17 protein-coding genes are annotated in these 18,526 nt (G+C 70.4%); 8 read left to right on the forward strand and 9 right to left on the reverse strand.

All coding sequences use genetic code 11. The annotated features are described in order from the left end of the window. The 3 genes from ESP57_RS17720 to ESP57_RS17730 all read right to left on the reverse strand — a co-directional run bounded on the left by ESP57_RS17720 (position 1) and on the right by ESP57_RS17730 (position 3,504). Complete coding sequence (locus tag ESP57_RS17720) at positions 1-1,335, reverse strand: MFS transporter (protein ID WP_129232419.1); 1,335 nt, start codon at positions 1,333-1,335, stop codon at positions 1-3. Positions 1,336-1,383: 48 nt separating this feature from the next. Continuing rightward, on the reverse strand, positions 1,384-2,385 hold the full coding sequence (gene glpX / locus ESP57_RS17725) for a class II fructose-bisphosphatase (RefSeq protein WP_129232420.1): 1,002 nt from the start codon (positions 2,383-2,385) through the stop codon (positions 1,384-1,386). Positions 2,386-2,526: 141 nt separating this feature from the next. Next, complete coding sequence (locus ESP57_RS17730) at positions 2,527-3,504, reverse strand: fructose-bisphosphatase class II (RefSeq protein WP_165877513.1); 978 nt, start codon at positions 3,502-3,504, stop codon at positions 2,527-2,529. Positions 3,505-3,610: 106 nt separating this feature from the next. On the opposite strand from ESP57_RS17730, the gene fbaA reads away from it, so the two are divergent. Together fbaA and ESP57_RS17740 are read left to right on the forward strand one after the other, a co-directional pair. After that, on the forward strand, positions 3,611-4,642 hold the full coding sequence (fbaA, locus tag ESP57_RS17735; RefSeq protein WP_056014640.1) for a class II fructose-bisphosphate aldolase: 1,032 nt from the start codon (positions 3,611-3,613) through the stop codon (positions 4,640-4,642). A 7-nt stretch (positions 4,643-4,649) separates the two neighbouring features. Further along, a complete protein-coding gene (locus tag ESP57_RS17740; RefSeq protein WP_129232422.1) occupies positions 4,650-5,348 on the forward strand; it encodes a DUF6264 family protein in 699 nt (232 codons plus the stop codon). Between the two features lie 93 nt (positions 5,349-5,441). Here the strand turns inward: ESP57_RS17740 and ESP57_RS17745 are convergent, their stop codons facing one another. The 4 genes from ESP57_RS17745 to ESP57_RS17760 form a co-directional block, all read right to left on the reverse strand. Beyond that, positions 5,442-7,574: an ABC transporter ATP-binding protein gene (locus ESP57_RS17745; protein WP_424220209.1), complete on the reverse strand. Its 2,133-nt coding sequence runs from the start codon at positions 7,572-7,574 to the stop codon at positions 5,442-5,444. Beyond that, complete coding sequence (locus tag ESP57_RS17750) at positions 7,571-9,304, reverse strand: ABC transporter ATP-binding protein (protein ID WP_129232423.1); 1,734 nt, start codon at positions 9,302-9,304, stop codon at positions 7,571-7,573. Before ESP57_RS17750 ends, ESP57_RS17745 begins: the two co-directional genes overlap by 4 nt. Continuing rightward, positions 9,298-9,975: a TetR/AcrR family transcriptional regulator gene (locus tag ESP57_RS17755; RefSeq protein WP_129232424.1), complete on the reverse strand. Its 678-nt coding sequence runs from the start codon at positions 9,973-9,975 to the stop codon at positions 9,298-9,300. The genes ESP57_RS17750 and ESP57_RS17755 overlap by 7 nt, the downstream gene beginning before the upstream one ends. Before the next feature lie 159 nt (positions 9,976-10,134). Beyond that, entirely contained in the window at positions 10,135-11,175 is a 1,041-nt protein-coding gene (locus ESP57_RS17760; protein WP_129232514.1) for a 4-hydroxy-3-methylbut-2-enyl diphosphate reductase, read from the reverse strand. A gap of 88 nt (positions 11,176-11,263) precedes the next feature. Here ESP57_RS17760 and xseA point away from each other — a divergent pair, with 88 nt between their 5' ends. From xseA to ESP57_RS17785, 5 genes are all read left to right on the forward strand, one after another. Next, positions 11,264-12,499, forward strand: a complete 1,236-nt coding sequence (xseA, locus tag ESP57_RS17765) for an exodeoxyribonuclease VII large subunit (protein ID WP_129232425.1) — start codon at positions 11,264-11,266, stop codon at positions 12,497-12,499. 23 nt (positions 12,500-12,522) lie between these two features. Then, positions 12,523-12,771, forward strand: coding sequence for an exodeoxyribonuclease VII small subunit (locus tag ESP57_RS17770; RefSeq protein WP_129232426.1), 249 nt, complete (start codon positions 12,523-12,525; stop codon positions 12,769-12,771). Continuing rightward, positions 12,771-13,412, forward strand: a complete 642-nt coding sequence (locus ESP57_RS17775) for a DUF4245 domain-containing protein (protein WP_056014663.1) — start codon at positions 12,771-12,773, stop codon at positions 13,410-13,412. Before ESP57_RS17770 ends, ESP57_RS17775 begins: the two co-directional genes overlap by 1 nt. A gap of 11 nt (positions 13,413-13,423) precedes the next feature. Beyond that, a complete protein-coding gene (locus tag ESP57_RS17780) occupies positions 13,424-14,080 on the forward strand; it encodes a carbonic anhydrase (RefSeq protein WP_056014666.1) in 657 nt (218 codons plus the stop codon). 83 nt (positions 14,081-14,163) lie between these two features. Continuing rightward, complete coding sequence (locus ESP57_RS17785) at positions 14,164-15,579, forward strand: class II fumarate hydratase (protein WP_424220214.1); 1,416 nt, start codon at positions 14,164-14,166, stop codon at positions 15,577-15,579. A 66-nt stretch (positions 15,580-15,645) separates the two neighbouring features. Here the strand turns inward: ESP57_RS17785 and ESP57_RS17790 are convergent, their stop codons facing one another. After that, on the reverse strand, positions 15,646-16,296 hold the full coding sequence (locus ESP57_RS17790) for an HAD family hydrolase (RefSeq protein WP_129232427.1): 651 nt from the start codon (positions 16,294-16,296) through the stop codon (positions 15,646-15,648). 66 nt (positions 16,297-16,362) lie between these two features. On the opposite strand from ESP57_RS17790, the gene ESP57_RS17795 reads away from it, so the two are divergent. Next, positions 16,363-16,989, forward strand: a complete 627-nt coding sequence (locus ESP57_RS17795; protein WP_129232428.1) for an MSMEG_1061 family FMN-dependent PPOX-type flavoprotein — start codon at positions 16,363-16,365, stop codon at positions 16,987-16,989. A gap of 44 nt (positions 16,990-17,033) precedes the next feature. On the opposite strand, the gene ESP57_RS17800 is transcribed toward ESP57_RS17795, so the two are convergent. Then, a complete protein-coding gene (locus tag ESP57_RS17800; protein WP_243648575.1) occupies positions 17,034-18,392 on the reverse strand; it encodes an RNA 5'-3' helicase PhoH2 in 1,359 nt (452 codons plus the stop codon). Between the last annotated feature and the right edge of the window lie 134 nt (positions 18,393-18,526).

The raw sequence follows: 18,526 nt of genomic DNA on the forward strand, positions 1-18,526 counted from the left end.
CTACGCGGCAGGCCCCGACTCGAACCCGGCGGCCGCGCCGGCACCGGTCACCGGCTCGGCATCGACCATGGCGTCGAGCGGATGTGCCAGCTCGTCTGTGCCGAGGCGTGCGATCGCCAGCGTGCCGATCGCGAGCAGCGGTGACACGACACCCGCGATGAGGAAGGCCGGAGCGATGCCGATCCACTCCCCCACGGGCCCGGCGACCGCCATCGAGATCGGCATGAGGGCGAGCGACACGAAGAAGTCGAGGCTCGACACCCGGCCGAGCATGGCGGGAGGCACCCGGCGTTGCAGCAACGTGCCCCAAACGACGCTGGCACCCGAGAAGAGCAACCCGCAGATGAAGAGCGCGACGACCATCACCCAGAGCCAGGAGGTATAGCCGATGATCGCGAGCGGGAGGCATCCGAAGCCCCAGGCCAGGATCATGAGCGTCAGGTAGCGCCGCGGCAGTCGCATGGAGGCGACGGCGAGCGACCCGATCGCCCCGCCCACGCCGAAGGCGGCGAGCGCAAGGGCGAAGGCGCCGGCGCCGCCGCCCGTCTGGTCTTTCACGGCGAACGGCAGCAGCACCTCGATCGGGCCCATGATGACGAAGACCAGCAGGATCGAGAAGACGAGCGTCGCCAGCAGCCACTTCGTGCGCAGCAGGTACGAGAACCCGTCGCGCAGGTCGATGAAGGTCTGCCGAACCGGATGCACCGGCGGCCCGTCGAGCACGCGACGCACGGGTGTCGTGCGCATGACTCCCAGCACGGCCGCCGCGACGACCTGCAGCCCCGCGACCACCGCGAACGCGAGCCAGGGCCCCTGCACGGCGATGAGGGCGCTCGCGACCGCCGGGCCGGCGGCGTTCATCACGGAGGGCCGCAGCACCCCCTCGATGCCGTTGGCCGCGAGCAGCTGACCCTCGGGCAGGATCGCGGGCAGCCACGCCGAGTACGCCGGGTAGAAGAACCCGTCGGCGAGCCCGAGCACGAACGAGAGCACGGCGAGGTGCCACACCTCGATCAGCCCGGAGGCGGCGAGCACGGCGGCGACCGAGAACGCGATGCCCCGCACGACCTCGACCGTGAGCAGGATGCGCCGCTGCGGGATGCGGTCGGCCGCGACCCCGCCGAAGAGCACCGCGAGCACGAGCCCGAGACTCGATCCGACGGCGACGAACGAGAGGTCGACGGGCGTGCCGCCGAGTTCGACGACCTGCCAGACGGCCGACACGATCCAGGCCCCGGCGCTCAGGAGCGACGCAGCGAGCGCCGCCGTGAGCAGGCGGTACTGGCCCGATCCGAATGGGCGGAGGGCGCGCGGGAGTCGAGCGGCGGCGGTCACTCGTCCATCATGGCAATGCCCGCCGACACGGTCATCCGCGCACGAGCGTCAGAGCACGTCGTCGACGAGCCACTTGTCGACGAGGTGGTCGGCCACGATGCGGCGGATCGTGCCCGACTTGCCGCGGAGCACGATCGACTCGGTGCGCACGACGGGGCCCTTGCGACGCACGCCGTCGAGCAGCTCGCCGTCGGTCACGCCCGTTGCGACGAAGAAGGTGTTGTCGCCGCGCACGAGGTCGTCGAGTTCGTAGACCCGGTCGCAGTCGAGTCCTGCGGCCTCGCCGCGCGCGCGCTCGGCGTCGTCCTTCGGTGCGAGCACGCCCTGCATGAACCCGCCGAGCGCCTTGATCGCGCACGCCGTGGTGATGCCCTCGGGGCTGCCGCCGATGCCGACGCACATGTCGATGCGCGACTCGTAGCGAGCAGCGTTGATGCCGCCGGCGACGTCGCCGTCGCTCATCAGGCGGGTGCCGGCGCCGGCCTCGCGGATGTCGGCGATGAGCTGCTCGTGGCGTTCGCGGTTCAGCACGGCGACACGCAGCTCGCTGACGTCCTTGCCCTTCGCCGCGGCGAGCGCGCGCAGGTTCTCGCCGATCGGCCGGCGGATGTCGACGACGCCGATGCCCGAGGCATCCGTGACGATCTTGTCCATGTAGAAGACCGACGAGGCGTCGAGCATGGTGCCGCGGTCGGAGACGGCGATGACCGAGAGCGCGTTGTGACGTCCGGCTGCCGTGAGCGAGGTGCCGTCGATCGGGTCGACTGCGATGTCGCAGGCGGGGCCGCGGCCCGTGCCGACGCGCTCGCCGTTGAAGAGCATGGGCGCGGCGTCCTTCTCGCCCTCACCGATGACGACCACGCCCTCGAAGTCCACCGTGCCGAGGAACGCGCGCATCGCGTCGACCGCGGCGCCGTCGGCGCCGAGCTTGTCGCCCTTGCCGATCCACGGATACGAGCGGATCGCCGCAGCCTCCGTGGCACGCACGAGCTCGATCGCGATGTTTCGGTCGGGGTGCAAGAACAGGCTTGCCGTATCGGTGCTCACCATCGAGGGTCCTCCCGGACGCTAGGGCGGCCGGCCAGTCGTGGCGGCCTTGGAACGATGGTTCCAGCCTATGCAGCACGCCCGTCGATCTCGCCGGTTTTCAGCTCGAGGGCGATGAAAGAATGTGCATTCTTAAGCCGGCGTTCACGCCAGCAGCAGCTCGCCGGTCGCAGCCCCGACGCCGGGCCCCGCGTGCCAGGTGCTCACGCGGGCGCCGTCGCCCGGCACCGTTCGCACGCCTGGCAGCACCGTGTCCCCGGGTGCACACTCGGTCACGGCACTCAGGAACACCCAGGCGGGGGCGCCGCAGAGCTCGCCGAGCGACCACACGCGGTCGAGGTCGAGACCGTCGGCGATCACCCGCTCCCGCTCGCTCGTCGACTGCGGTGCCATCCGGGCCCACATCGACCCGCCGAGCGCCCGCACCGCCGCCGCGGTCAGCACGCCCTCCGGGGCTCCACCGACGCCCGACACGAGGTCGAGTCCCGCGCGACCACCCGCGGCACGGAGGCTCCGCTCGACGTCGCCGTGCACGAAGAGCTCGACGGATGCCCCTGCCGCCCGCGCCTCGTCGACGAACCCCTCGTTCCTCGGCCGCTCCTGCACGGCGACCCGCACCTCGGCCGGAGCAGCGCCGCGCGCCGCGGCGATGCGTGCGACGAGCTCGCCGACGGAAGCGCCGGCCGGGGCATCCGGAAGCCACGTGACGTGCTTCTCGAGGTAGTGGGCCGAACCGAGTGCCGCCAGGGTCCCGCGCGGCGCGAGAGCGAGCACGGCCATGGCGCCCGGTGCGCCCGCCGCAGCGAGTCGGGTGCCGTCGACCGGGTCGACGGCGAGATCGACGGCGGGCCCGCCGCCGCGGCCGAACCGCTCGCCGACGTACAGCATCGGCGCCTCGTCCTTCTCGCCTTCGCCGACCACGACGACCCCGTCGACGTCGAGCTCGCCGAGCGCCGCCCGCAGCGCCTGCACGGCGAGCGCGTCGACGGCGTGGCCGTCGCCTGAGCCGACGAGCGGCGTTGCGGCGAGCGCGGCGAGGGCCGTGGCACGGCGGAAGCCGTCGACGAGGCCGAGTTCGGCGAGGCGGAGCTGGTCGGTCTGGTCGGTCTGGTCGGTCGGCACGCGTCCATCCTGCCGTGCTGCGGGCGCCGCGGCATCCGACACCTGAGCACCCCTCGGCTAGTCGATAGACTCGACTCCACACCCCACCGTCGTCCGAAGGAGCACCATGCCCATCGCCACCCCCGAGCAGTACGCCGAGATGCTGGACACCGCGAAGGCCAAGGGCTTCGCGTTCCCGGCCTTCAACGTCTCCTCCTCGCAGACGCTCAACGCGGTGCTGCAGGGCCTGACCGAGGCTGGCTCCGACGGCATCATCCAGGTCACCACCGGCGGCGCCGACTACTTCGCCGGCCACACGGTCAAGGCCCGCGCCACCGGCGCGCTCGCGTTCGCGCGCTTCGCCCACGAGGTCGCGAAGAACTACCCGATCACGGTCGCGCTGCACACCGACCACTGCCCGAAGCCGGCCCTCGCCGACTTCGTGTTCCCGCTCATCGAGGCCTCCGAGGCCGAGGTCAAGGCCGGCCGCAACCCGATCTTCCAGTCCCACATGTGGGACGGCTCGGCCGTGCCGCTCACCGAGAACCTCGAGATCGCCAAAGAGATCCTCCCCCGCATGAAGGCGATCAACGCGATCCTCGAGGTCGAGATCGGCGTCGTCGGCGGCGAAGAGGACGGTGTGCAGCACGAGGGCTCGAACGACGCGCTCTACACGACGCTCGACGACGCGATCGCGACCGTCGAGGCGCTCGGCTTCGGTGAGCAGGGCCGCTACATGGCCGCCCTCACGTTCGGCAACGTGCACGGCGTCTACGCGCCCGGCAACGTGAAGCTGCGCCCCGCGCTCCTGAAGGAGATCCAGGACGGCCTGCAGGCCAAGTACGGCACGGCCCCGAAGCCCCTCGACCTCGTCTTCCACGGCGGCTCTGGCTCGACCGACGCTGAGATCGCCGAGGCCGTCGCGAACGGCGTCGTGAAGATGAACATCGACACCGACACCCAGTACGCGTACACGCGGGCCGTCGCCGACTACATGCTGAAGAACTACGACGGCGTGCTGAAGGTCGACGGTTCGGTCGGCAACAAGAAGCAGTACGACCCGCGCGCGTGGGGCAAGGTCGCGGAGACCGCCATGGCGGTGCGCGTCGGCGAGTCGACGCGTCAGCTCGGTTCCGCCGCGCAGTCGATCAGCGCGTAGGGCACGGATGTCGCAGCACGAGGCCGCTCGAACGCCCGACGAGTCGGGTGCCGCCGAGTCGGGTGCCGCCGAGTCGCGCGGCGCCGAGTCGCGCGGCGCCGAGTCGACGCGCGGAGGGGCGAACCCGCCCGCCGCGCCGTCGTCGCGCGACGAGCGGCCTCGTCCGCAGTACGGCGAGTACGCCCCCGAGGGGTGGACGTGGACGCCGCCCGTCGATGAGCGCGCGGCCGCAGCCGCCGCTGAGGCGAACGCCGCCGCAGCGGCTGCGGTGTCGCCCGCGGCACCGGCGGACGCCCAGCGGTCCGGTACCGGCCGCGCGCACCCGGTCGACCGCATGTGGACGATCGCGCTGCTCGTCATCGGCGTGTTCGGCGCGCTCTACAACAGCCTGGCGATCTTCCAGCTGCCGACGACCGCGCTCGAGTCGGCGAAGCTCTCGGCGTCGATGCTCGGCATCGATGCACCAGCCGAATTCGTTCCCGGTCCCGCTGTTCCCACGTTCGTCCTCCTCGGCATCGCCCTCCAGCTCGTGCTGTGGTTCGGGGCGCTGCTCTGGTCGCGCGCCCGGCTTCGCGCCGGTCGCCTGGCCTGGTGGATCCCGCTCGTCGCGGGCGTCGCGGCCTTCATCGTGGTGGTCGTCGTCGGCATGCTCGTGTTCGCGAGCGATCCCGGCTTCATGCAGTCCCTGACGCCCGCCCCGCAGTAGGCGCCGTCGGTCCCGACCCGGAACTCCGCACCGAACGAACGAAGTCCGCCCTCCGATCACCGGAGGGCGGACTTCTTCGTTCGACGGCGGGCCTCAGGTCGCGGCGCCCTCCGGCACCGCCTCCATGCCACCCGTGGAGGGGCCGGGGCCGCCGACGTCCTCGGGGTCCACGAGCGCCGCAGCGTCGACCGGGGCGGCGAACTGCGCCTCGTAGAGGCGCGTGTAGGCGCCGCCGGCGGCGAGCAGCTCCGCGTGGTCGCCCTGCTCGACGATGTGCCCGTCCTCCATCACGAGGATGAGGTCGGCGTCGCGGATCGTCGAGAGCCGGTGGGCGATCACGAAGCTCGTGCGGTCTTTCCGCAGCGCGTTCATCGCGTGCTGCAGCAGCAGCTCGGTGCGCGTGTCGACCGAGCTCGTCGCCTCGTCGAGGATGAGGACGGCGGGCTGGGCGAGGAACGCGCGGGCGATCGTGATGAGCTGCTTCTCACCGGCCGACAGGTTCGACGCCTCGTCGTCGAGCACCGTGTCGTAGCCGTCGGGGAGCGTTCGCACGAACCGGTCGACGTAGGTCGCGCGGGCCGCTTCGAGGATCTCGTCCTCCGAGGCATCCGGTCGCCCGTAGGCGATGTTCTCGCGGATCGTGCCCGTGAACAGCCAGGTGTCCTGCAGCACCATGCCCATGCGGCCGCGCAGCTCGTCGCGGGTCATCCGCGTGATGTCGACGCCGTCGAGGGTGATGCGGCCGGAGTCGAGCTCGTAGAACCGCATGATGAGGTTCACGAGCGTCGTCTTGCCCGCGCCGGTCGGGCCGACGATCGCGATCGACTGCCCGGGTTCCGCGGTGAGCGAGAGGTCGGCGATGAGCGGCTTCTCGGGGTCGTAGCTGAACGAGACGTCGTCGAAGACGAGACGGCCGGATGCCGCACCCTCCGCGCCGTCCGCATCGGCCGCGGCCTCGGGCTCGACCGGGTCGGGCACCTGCTCGTCGGCGTCGAGCAGTTCGAACACGCGCTCGGCGCTCGCGACGCCCGACTGCAGGAGGTTCGCCATCGAGCCGAGCTGGCTGAGCGGCTGCGTGAACTGCCTCGAGTACTGGATGAAGGCCTGCACGTCGCCGAGGCTGATGCCGCCCGCGGCGACCATGAGCCCGCCGACGACGGCGATCGCGACGTAGACGAGGTTGCCGACGAACATCATCGCGGGCATGATGATGCCGCTCACGAACTGCGCGCCGAAGCTCGCCTCGTAGAGCTGGTCGTTCTTGTCGTCGAAACCGCGCTCGACCTCGCGGCGGCGGCCGAAGACGCGCACGAGGGCGTGGCCTGAGTACGCCTCCTCGATCTGCGCGTTGAGCGTTCCGGTGTGGGTCCACTGCGCGACGAAGAGCTTCTGCGAGCGCTTCGCGATGACGGTCGTGATGAGGATCGTGAGCGGGATCGTGACGAGCGCGATCGCGGCGAGGAGCGGCGAGATCACGAACATCATGACGAGCACGCCGATGACCGTCAGGAGTGACGTCAGCAACTGGCTCATCGTCTGCTGCAGCGACTGCGAGACGTTGTCGATGTCGTTCGTCACGCGCGAGAGCAGCTCGCCGCGCTGCATCTTGTCGAAGTACGACAGGGGCAGGCGGTGGAGCTTGTCCTCGACCTCCTGGCGCAGGCGGTAGACGGTGCGCTGCGTCACGCCGTTCAGCACGTAGCCCTGCGCCCAGCCGAAGACCGACGCGAGCACGTAGAGCGCGAGCACCCAGAGCAGCACGGTCGCAAGCGCGCTGAAGTCGATGCCCTGCCCGGGCACGAGGCTCATCGACGACACCATGTCGGCCTGCTGGGTGTCGCCCGAGGCGCGCAGCTGGTCGACGACCTGCTGCTGCGTGGCGCCCGCCGGCATCTGCGACGAGAGGAAGCCCTCGAAGATGATGTTCGTGGCCTCGCCGAGGATCTTCGGGCCGAGCACCGAGAAGACGACGCTCACGACGCCGAGCAGCACGACGGCGACCACGAGCGCGCGCTCGGGCTTGAGCCGGCGGAGCAGTCGCTTGGCCGACGGCCAGAAGTTCATCGACTTCTCGGCGGGCATGCCCATGCCGCCCATCGGGCCGCCGCCCATCGGGCCGCGGCGGGGCGGGCCGACCGGTCGGGCCGGGGCCGCGGGGGCCTCATTGGTCACCGGGGCCTCCTGCGAGTCGGCGGGTTCCTTGGACTGTCCCTGCGACGCGCTCATGCCGCCTCCTCCACGCTCAGCTGGCTCTCGACGATCTCGGCGTACGCCTCGGAGCTCGCGAGCAGTTCCTCATGGGTGCCCTGGGCCGTGATCCGGCCGTCCTCGACGACGAGGATCTTGTCGGCCCCGACGATCGTGGCGACGCGCTGGGCGACGACGATCATCGTGGCCTCCGACACCGAGCGCGACAGCGCCGCACGGAGGCGGGCGTCGGTCGCCGTGTCGAGCGCCGAGAACGAGTCGTCGAAGAGGTAGATCGGCGGTCGTTTCGCGAGCGCCCTGGCGATCGAGAGTCGTTGGCGCTGCCCGCCTGAGACGTTCGTGCCGCCCTGCGCGATCGGCGCCTCGAGCTGCCCCGGCATCGCGGCGACGAAGTCACGCGCCTGGGCGGTCTCGAGCACGCTCCAGAGCTCGGCGTCGCTCGCGTCGGGGTCGCCGTAGCGCAGCGTCGAGCCGACGGTGCCGGCGAAGAGGTACGGCTTCTGCGGTACGAGGGCGAGCTGGGCGCCGAGCACCTCGGGGTCGAGCTCGCGCACGTCGACGCCGCCGACGAGCACGGAGCCGCCGGTGGCGTCGAAGAGCCGCGCGACGAGGTTGACGATGGTCGTCTTGCCCGAGCCTGTGGCACCGATGATCGCGGTGACCTGACCGGGTTCGGCGACGAAGTCGAGCCCGTGCAGCACGGGCTCCTCTGCGCCGGGGTAGGCGAAGTCGACGCCGCGGAACTCAACTGTTCCGGGTGCTGTGAGCGCGAAGACGGGCTGTTCGGGATCGACGACGCTCGACGACGTCTCGAGCACCTCGCCGATGCGGCCGGCGGAGACCGCGGCGCGGGGCAGCAGGAACGCGATCATCGTCGCCATCATGACGGCCATCAGGATCTGGATGAGGTAGCTGAGGAAGGCGGTGAGCGAGCCGATCTGCATGGATCCGTCTTCGACGCGGTAGGCGCCGAACCAGAGCACCGCGATGCTCGACACGTTCAGCACGAGCATCACGACCGGGAAGACGAGCGCGAAGAGGCGGCCCGCCTTCAGCGCGGTGTCGGTGAGCGCGTCGTTGGCCTCGTCGAAGCGTTCGCTCTCGACGCCCTCGCGCACGAAGGCGCGGATGACCCGGATGCCGGTGAGCTGCTCCCTGAGCACCCGGTTCACCGCGTCGATGCGCTTCTGCATCGACTGGAAGAGGGGCACCATGCGGCTGATGATGAGCCCGACCGAGACGAGCAGCACGGGCACGGCGACCACCATGATCCACGAGAGCGCGAGGTCTTCGCGGAGCGCCATGTAGACGCCGCCGATCGCGAGGATCGGCGCGGACACCAGGATCGTGCACGACATGAGCACGAGCATCTGCACCTGCTGCACGTCGTTCGTCGAGCGCGTGATGAGGCTCGGCGCGCCGAAGCGCGAGACCTCCTGCTCCGAGAAGTCGGCGACCTTTCGGAACACGGCGACGCGCAGGTCGCGGCCGAACGCCATCGCCGCCTTCGCGCCGAAGTAGACCGCCGCGATGGCGCACGCGACTTGGGCGAGCGTGATGGCGAGCATCACGCCGCCGGTCGAGATGATGAACGCGGTATCGCCCGTGGCGACGCCGTCGTCGATGATGTCGGCGTTCAGCGTCGGCAGGTACAGCGAGGCGATCGATTGCGCGAGCTGGAACACGATGACGCCGAGGAGCAGCGCCCAGTACGGCCGGAGATGCCGGCGCAGCAGTTTCATCAGCATGGAGTGGTTCCCGTCGGGCTGGTCGAGGCGGTCTGGAGATTCGGTTCGGCGAATGCGTCGGCAGCTGCGGCAGCGGATGCTGCGGGCGCAGGTGCGCCCGTTGGTGCCGCGATGCCGTGGACGATGAGGTGCGCGAGCTCGTCGGTGTCGAGCCCGATGGTCGGGCCGAACTGCGGCATCGCCGACGAGAATGCCACGAGGCGCACGAACTTGAAGACCTGGGCGGGCGGCACGCGCAGCGCCTCGAGGTCGGGGGCGAGCAGCTCGTCGAAGATGCCCGTGATGATCTCGAGGTTCTGCGCGGGCGGTCGGGGTCGATTGCCGAGGGCCGCGAAGACGCCGAAGATGCCGCTGAATCGGTCGAGGAACCGGGCGAGCACGAGCTCGACCTTCAGCTCGAGGGGCAGCGACGGGTCGATGCTGCGCAGCGCCGCCCGGAACGGCTCGGGGTCGAGGAAGTGCTCGACGGCGGCGTCGATGATCGCCTCCTTGTCGTCGAACACGCGGAACAGCGTGCCCTCGGCGACCCCGGATGCATCGGCGATCTGCCGGGTCGTGACGTCGCGGCCGTGTGCCACGAGCAGCGGCAGGGTCGCCTGCGCGATCGCCGCTCGACGCTCCTCGACCGGCATCGGCTTCGCGCGCATCGTGCGCTCGGTACTCGAGGTCATGCGGGCGATATTACGCGGAGTGAGCGCTCACTCCATCACCGAAGGCGTCAGAAATCGGCGCCACGGCGCGAAGTTCGCCGACGGCGGAACACGGTGCCGCGACATCCGCTCGCTCGCGCATCGGAAACCGGCACCCGGTGGCCGGTCGACGAACGACGATCAGCGCTGCGCGCGACCCCGCCCGCCGAGCGCGCGCTCGTCGGTCTTGCCCTGGAGGTCTTTGCGCAGCTCCTTCGGGAGCGAGAACATCAGGTCTTCCTCAGCCGTCTTCACCTCGGCGACCGAGCCGTAGCCGGCATCGGAGAGCGCGTCGAGCAGCTCCTTCACGAGTTCCTCCGGCACGGATGCCCCGCTCGTCACGCCGACCGTCTCGACACCGTCGAGCCACTCCTGCTTGACCTCGCTCGCGTAATCGACCCGGTAGGCGGCCTTGGCGCCGTACTCGAGCGCGACCTCGACGAGGCGCACGCTGTTCGAGCTGTTGGCGGAGCCGACGACGATCACGAGGTCGGCGTCTTGCGCGACCTTCTTGATCGCGACCTGGCGGTTCTGGGTCGCGTAGCAGATGTCGTCGGAGGGCGGGTCCTGCAGGTTCGGGAACCGCTCGCGGAGTCGGCGCACGGTCTCCATCGTCTCGTCGACCGAGAGCGTGGTCTGCGAGAGCCACACGACCTTGTCGGGGTCTTGCACCACGATGTTGTCGACGTCGTCGGGGCTGTTGACGATCGTCACGTGATCGGGCGCCTCGCCCGCGGTGCCCTCGACCTCTTCGTGGCCCTCGTGGCCGATGAGCAGGATCTCGAAGTCGTCGCGCGCGAAGCGCACGGCCTCGCGGTGCACCTTGGTCACGAGCGGGCAGGTCGCGTCGATTGTGTGCAGGCCGCGGTCGGCGGCGGCGTTCACGACGGCCGGCGAGACGCCGTGCGCGCTGAAGACGATGTTGGCGCCCTCGGGCACCTCGTCGACCTCTTCGACGAAGATCGCGCCCAGCGCCTCGAGCTCGGTGACGACGTGGATATTGTGCACGATCTGCTTGCGCACGTACACGGGGGCGCCGTAGTGCTCGAGGGCCTTCTCGACCGCGATCACGGCGCGATCGACGCCGGCGCAGTAGCCGCGCGGGGCCGCGAGGAGCACCCGCTTCTGTCCGGGGACCGGGTTATCCTTGAGCCGGCCGCGCACGCCCGGAACTCGGGGCATGCCAAGGCCGATTCGCGGGGTTTCCGTAGTGCTCGTCACGGTCCCCATCCTACGCGGCTGACGCGGGCAGACGGCTGGGAGGCCACACATGACGGATGCACCGGCGACGCGTGAAACCCCGTGGCCGGTCGGGCTCCTCTCGGGCAAGCTCAAGCAGTACATCGACCGGCTCGGCACGGTGTGGGTCGAGGGCGAGATCACCCAGTGGGGGGTCTCGGGCGGCAACGTCTACGGCAAGCTCAAAGACCTCGACGCCGAGGCGACGCTCTCATTCCAGGTGTGGTCGTCGGTGCGGGCACGGTTCGACGAGCAGTTCAAGCAGGGCGACCGGGTCGTCGCGCTCGTGAAGCCCAACTGGTGGGTCAAGGGCGGTTCGCTCTCGATGCAGGTCTTCGAGCTGAAGCACGTCGGCCTCGGCGACCTGCTCGAGCGCCTCGAGCGCCTGCGCACCCAGCTCGCGGCAGAGGGACTGTTCGACGCGGCGCGCAAGCGACGGCTGCCGTTCCTGCCGGGCGTCGTCGGGCTCATCACGGGCAAAGACAGCGATGCCGAGAAGGACGTGCTCCGGAACGCTCGGCTCCGGTGGCCCGCCGTCGACTTCCGCGTCGTGCACGCCGCGGTGCAGGGCGACCGCATGGTCTCCGAGGTCGTACCGGCGATCGAGCGGCTCGACGCCGACCCCGAGGTCGAGGTCATCATCATCGCCCGCGGCGGCGGCGACTTCCAGAACCTGCTCGGGTTCAGCGACGAGCGGGTCGTGCGCGCAGCGGCCTCCGCCTCCACCCCCATCGTCTCGGCGATCGGGCACGAGGCCGACCGGCCCCTCCTCGACGAGGTCGCCGACCTGCGGGCCTCCACCCCGACCGACGCCGCGAAGCGCGTCGTGCCCGACGTCAACGAGGAGCTCGTACGGGTCGAGCAGGCCCGCGCCCGGCTCGGCATGCGGCTGCAGGCGATCCTCTCCCGCGAGATCGACCGCATCGGTCACCTGCGCTCACGCCCGGCGCTGGCCGAGACCTCGTGGATCGTCGACCGACGCGCAGAGGACCTGACCCGGTGGGTGGCGCGCGGCGCCGAACTCGTCGAGCGCACGATCGACCGGCAGACGCACCGGGTCGCAGAGCTGCGCGGGCACCTGCGGGCGCTCTCACCGCAGGCGACGCTCGACCGTGGCTACGCGATCGTGCAGGGCGCCGACGGCCATGTGGTGCGCGGCCCGGCCGGGGCACCCGACGGCGCCGAGCTCACGGTCACGTTGGCCGAGGGCGCCTTCGCGGCCGTCTCCCGCGGAGCGGTGGCCTCGGTGCACGACCTCGCTGAATAACGCCCACGAACACGCCGAATAGAATGGACGCCATGCCCTCCACCACCGAAGTCTCCGAGCTGAGCTACGAGCAGGCGCGCGACGAACTCGTGCAGGTCGTCGGCGAGCTCGAGCAGGGTTCGGCGACGCTCGAGCAGTCGCTCGCGCTGTGGGAGCGCGGCGAGGCCCTCGCGGCCCGCTGCGAGGAGTGGCTGATCGGCGCGAAGGCCCGTCTCGAGGCGGCGCGCGCCGGCTCATCCCTCGCGGCGGCCGACGACAGCGGCGACCGCTGATGGCGGAGCGCGCACCCAGGGTCGTCGCCGAGCTCGGCCGACCCGAGACCCCTGAGGAGACGGCCGCCCGCAAGGCCGAGAACTCGCTGAAGCACCGCCAGCGCCAGACGCTGCGCAACCTCCTGCTCGCGCTCGGCGCGAGCCTCGCCATCATGCTCGTCATCGTGCTGCTCGTGCCGCGCAGCGACACCCCCATCGAGCGAGACATCGACGTGGCATCCCTCGCCGAGCAGGCGCAGGCCACGAGCTCCGACCCGCTCGCGGTCCCCGAGCTGCCCGAGGGCTGGCGCGCCAACGCCGCCGAGCTCCGCGTCAGCCAGGCCGACGACGTGACCGCGTGGTACGTGGGTTACCTCACTCCGAGCGACGAGTTCATCGGGCTCTACCAGGGTCTCGACGCGAACCCCACCTGGGTCGCCGGCCTCCTCGCCCGCACGCTCGCCGTGGGCACCACCACGGTCGACGGCGTCGAGTGGACGGTCTACGACAACCGCGACTCCCCCGAAGACGTCGGCAACGCCCGCTACGGCCTCACCACCGAAGCGGGCGGCAGCACCTTCGTGCTGCTCGGCACCGCGACTCCCGAAGAATTCGAGACCCTCGCGTCGGCGCTCACGCCGACGATCGAGGCACAGGACTGAAAGGGCACCACGTGACCACGCAGCCGAAAGAACGTCCGCAGACTCCGGCTGAAACGTGGCGCGAGCTGCGCAGCGGCAACGCCCGCTTCGTGGCCGGCAAGCCGCTCCACCCCCGTCAAGACGTCGACCGCCGTGCGTCGCTCGCGCACTCGCAGCGCCCGCTCGTCGCGATCTTCGGATGCAGCGACTCGCGTCTCGCCGCCGAGATCATCTTCGACGTCGGGCTCGGCGACGCGTTCGTGGTGCGCAACGCCGGCCAGGTCGTGACGCCGTCGTCGCTCGGCTCGCTCGAGTACGCCGTCGGCCTGCTGAACGTGCCGCTCGTCATCGTGCTGGCGCACGACGAGTGCGGTGCCGTGCGCGCCGCCATCGACTCCGAGGCCGCCGACGCCGCACCGCTGCCCGTGCACATCGCCGGCCTGGTCGAGAAGATCGTGCCCGCCGTGCGCAAGGTCGCGGGCGGCGCCGAAGACGCGCCGGTGGACCCCGCCCACGTCGACACCGGCTTCGTCGGCCGCGAGCACCTGCGCAACACCGTGACCGAACTCGTGGCCGCGTCCGAGATGATCAGCGACGCGATCGCAGCGGGTACGCTGGCTATCGTCGGAGCGAACTACCGACTCTTCGAGGGTCGTGTCGAGACCGACATCGTCGTCGGTTCGGTCTGACTGGCGCGGGCCCACGACTCGAGCCGACTGAACCAGCGGCAAGGCCGGGACATCCGGCACCGCACATCGAAGGGAATCACACCGTGGTGGACAACGCCGCCGACTATCGCATCGAGCACGACACGATGGGCGAGGTGCGGGTCCCCGCATCGGCGCTCTACCGGGCGCAGACCCAGCGCGCCGTCGAGAACTTCCCGATCTCCGGCGCCGGCCTCGAGCCGCAGCAGATCCAGGCGCTCGCACGCATCAAGAAGGCGGCCGCGCAGGCGAACGCCCAGCTCGGAGTGCTCGACCCCGCCATCGCGAAGGCGATCGAAGACGCCGCAGACGAGGTCATCTCGGGCGTGCACGGCTACACCGAGCACTTCCCGGTCGACGTCTACCAGACCGGCTCGGGCACCTCCTCGAACATGAACATGAACGAGGTGCTCGCCACGATCGCGACGGGCAAGCTCGGCAGTGCGGTGCACCCCAACGACCACGTGAACGCCTCGCAGTCGTCGAACGACGTCTTCCCGACCTCGGTGCACATCGCCGTCACGGCGGCGCTCATCGACGAGCTCATCCCGTCGCTCGACCACCTCGCCGTCGCCCTCGAGGCGAAGGCCGTCGAGTGGGCCGGCGTCGTCAAGGCCGGCCGCACCCACCTGATGGACGCGACCCCCGTCACGCTCGGCCAGGAGTTCGGCGGCTACGCCCGCCAGATCCGCCTCGGCATCGAGCGCGTGCGCACGGCGCTCCCCCGCGTGGCAGAGGTCCCGCTCGGCGGCACCGCCGTCGGCACCGGCATCAACACCCCGGCCGGGTTCCCGCAGCTCGTCATCTCGCTCCTGCAGGCCGAGACCGAACTGCCGGTCACCGAGGCCGCCGACCACTTCGAGGCGCAGGCCAACCGCGACGGTCTCGTCGACGCCTCGGGCGCGCTGCGCACGATCGCCGTGAGCCTCACGAAGATCTCGAACGACCTCCGCTGGATGGGCTCGGGCCCGAACACGGGTCTCGGCGAACTGCGCATCCCCGACCTGCAGCCGGGCTCCTCGATCATGCCGGGCAAGGTCAACCCCGTCGTCCCCGAGGCAGTGCTCATGGTCTGCGCACGGGTCATCGGCAACGATGCGACGATCGCATGGGCCGGTGCATCCGGTGCCTTCGAGCTCAACGTGCAGATCCCGGTCATGGGCACCGCACTCCTCGAGTCGATCCGCCTGCTCTCGAACTCCGTTCGCGTGCTCGCCGACAAGACGATCGACGGTCTCGAGGCCGATGTCGAGCGCGCGACGGCCCTCGCGGGCATGTCGCCCTCGATCGTGACCCCGCTCAACAAGCTCATCGGCTACGAGGCCGCCGCGAAGATCGCGAAGCACTCGGTCGCCAAGGGCATCACGGTTCGCGAGGCCGTCATCGACCTCGGCTACGTCGAGCGCGGCGACCTCACGGTCGAGCAGCTCGACACGGCACTCGACCTGCTGTCGATGACGCGTCCGCCGCAGGCGAAGTAGTCGCTCGGCACCTGTGCCGAGCAGGAGCGCCCCGCCGATCCGGCGGGGCGCTTCGTCGTAAATGCGTCAGGCGGATGCCGCGTGCCCGTCGCGGCCCGCGACGAAGGCGACGATATCGGGGGTTGCCTCGGCGAGCGTGAGGAAGTGCCGATGGGCACCCGCGACCGGCACCTCGCCGTTCACGCTCCAGGTCGTCATACCGGCGGCGATCCCGGCTGCAACGCCCGAGGGGGCGTCCTCGATCACGAGGCAGTCGCTCGGGTGGGCGCCGAGTCGATGGGCCGCGAGCAAGTAGGGGTCGGGCGACGGCTTGCCACGGCGGGTCGACGTGTTGTCGACGATGACGTCGGGCACCGGCAGTCCGAGTCGCCGGAACCGTGCCGTCACCCGTCGTTCGGCGTTCGAGGTCACGAGGGCCCAGGTTTGCGGCTCGAGCGACGAGAGGAGCAGCGCAGCTCCGTCAACCGCATGCAGCGGCCCATGCGCGGCCTCCGCATCTTCGAATCGATCGAACACGGCGACGAGCGGGGCAGGGTCGCGCCCCGGCAGCAGTTCGGCGACGGTCTCGACCGGCCTGGTGCGCAGCGCCGTCTCGTACACGACCGACGGGTCGAGCTCGAACCGCTCGGCCCACTCCTGCCAGATGCGTCGCTGGCCGGCCATCGCGTCGATCAGCGTGCCGTCGACGTCGAAGAGCACTGCACGATTCGCCCGCATGATCCGATCTTCTCAGGCGCCGCGGTCCCGGCCGATCCACCTCAACCGCGGGCGTAGCGTGGAGCCATGGATCATGGAGGCATCCCCGTCACGACCGCCGCCGAGCTCGAGGAGATCATCGGCCGACCGTTGCCCGCGGCTCGCGACAAGTCGCGCGCCCGGCTGCACGACCTCGATCGGCAGTGGCTCGCGGCATCCCCGCTCTGCTTCGTCTCGACGGCGGATGCCGCCGGCAATGCCGACGTCTCCCCCAAGGGCGACCCCGCCGGTTTCGCGATCGTGCTCGACGAGACGACGATCGCGATCCCCGAACGGCCGGGCAACCGACGGGCCGACGGCTTCCACAACGTGCTCGAGAACCCGAACGTCGGGCTGCTCTTCGTCATCCCCGGTCGCGGCGACACCCTTCGCATCAACGGCCGGGGCCGTCTCCTGCGGGATGCGCCCTACGCCGATCGCATGCAGGTGCGGGGCCACGAACCGGAGCTCGTCCTCGAGGTCGCGATCGACGAGGTCTTCTCGCACTGCTCGAAGGCGTTCCTCCGATCGCAGACGTGGAAGCCCGAGTACTGGAACCCGGGGGCTGCACCTCGTCGCGCGGTCATCGCGCAGATCCTCGAGCGCCCGAACGAGTCGATCGAAGCGCTCGACGCGTACTACGGGCGCACCTACGACGCGAAGCTGTACGGGTAGCCTCGAGCCGCTCCACGGACCGGGAGCGGCTCGAGGACGTACGGTTACGCCAGTTCGTGCCCGTCGAGCATCTCAGCCACGAGGGCGGCGATCGCCGAGCGCTCCGAGCGGGTGAGCGTGATGTGGGCGAAGAGCGGATGTCCCTTCAGCGTCTCGATCACGCTGGCGACGCCGTCGTGGCGGCCGACCCGCAGGTTGTCGCGCTGGGCGACGTCGTGGGTGAGCACCACCCGAGAGTTCTGGCCGACGCGGGAGAGCACGGTCAGCAGCACGTTGCGCTCGAGCGACTGCGCCTCGTCGACGATCACGAACGCATCGTGCAGCGAACGCCCGCGGATGTGCGTCAGCGGCAGCACCTCGAGGATGCCGCGTTCGACGACCTCTTCGAGCACGTTGTCGGAGACCACCGAGCCGAGCGTGTCGAACACGGCCTGGCCCCAGGGGTTCATCTTCTCGCCCTGGTCGCCCGGCAGGTAGCCGAGCTCCTGGCCGCCCACTGCGTACAGCGGACGGAACACCATGATCTTCTTGTGCTGCTGCCGTTCGAGCACCGCCTCGAGGCCGGCGCAGAGGGCGAGCGCCGACTTGCCGGTGCCGGCGCGGCCGCCGAGCGAGAGGATGCCGATCTCGGGATCGAGCAGCAGGTCGATCGCGAGCCGCTGCTCGGCCGAGCGCCCGTGCAGTCCGAAGACCTCGCGGTCGCCGCGCACGAGCCGCACCTCGCGCTCGCCCACGACGCGGCCGAGCGCCGAGCCGCGGTCGGAGTGGATGACGAGGCCGGTGTTGATCGGCTGCTCGAGGTCGGCGCCGACCGTCAGGTGTTCGTGCTCGTAGAGCTTCGCCATGTCGTTGGAGCCGAGGTCGAGCTCGGCCATGCCGTTCCAACCCGAGTCGATCGCGAGCTCGTGCCGGTACTCCGCGGCGTCGAGGCCGATCGAGGCGGCTTTCACGCGCAGCGGCAGGTCCTTCGAGACGACGGTGACGGCGAGGCCCTCATTGGCGAGGTTCAGCGCGCACGCGAGGATGCGCGAGTCGTTGTCGGAGAGCCGCAGCCCCGAGGGCAGCACGCTCTGGTCGCTGTGGTTCAGCTCGACGCGGAGCGACCCCCCGTCGCCGACGGTGATCGGGAAGTCGAGTCGCTCGTGCTCGACGCGCAGCTCGTCGAGGATGCGCAGCGCCTGACGGGCGAAGTAGCCGATCTCGGGGTCGTTCCGCTTGGCCTCGAGCTCCGTGATCACGACGACGGGCAGCACGACCGCGTGCTCGTCGAAGCGGAACAGGGCCTTCGGATCGGAGAGCAGCACCGAGGTGTCGAGCACGTACGTGCGCTCAGCCTGTCGTGTCGCGGCGACCGCCGAGACGTCCTGTGCTGCATCGGTCGAGTTGGAGGTAGAGAGTGACACGCCAGCTCCCGCCCCGAGCTTCAGCTCGGCATTCCGCGTCGGCGGTGATCCTCCCACGAGCGGTTCACGAGCCGACTCGAACAGGTGATTTACCTGTTGAGGTGAACCTACGTCCGTCTGGCCGGAACCCCGGA

The sequence above is a fragment of the Agromyces fucosus genome, from assembly GCF_004134865.1.
In the GTDB taxonomy this organism is placed as follows: Bacteria; Actinomycetota; Actinomycetes; order Actinomycetales; family Microbacteriaceae; genus Agromyces; species Agromyces fucosus.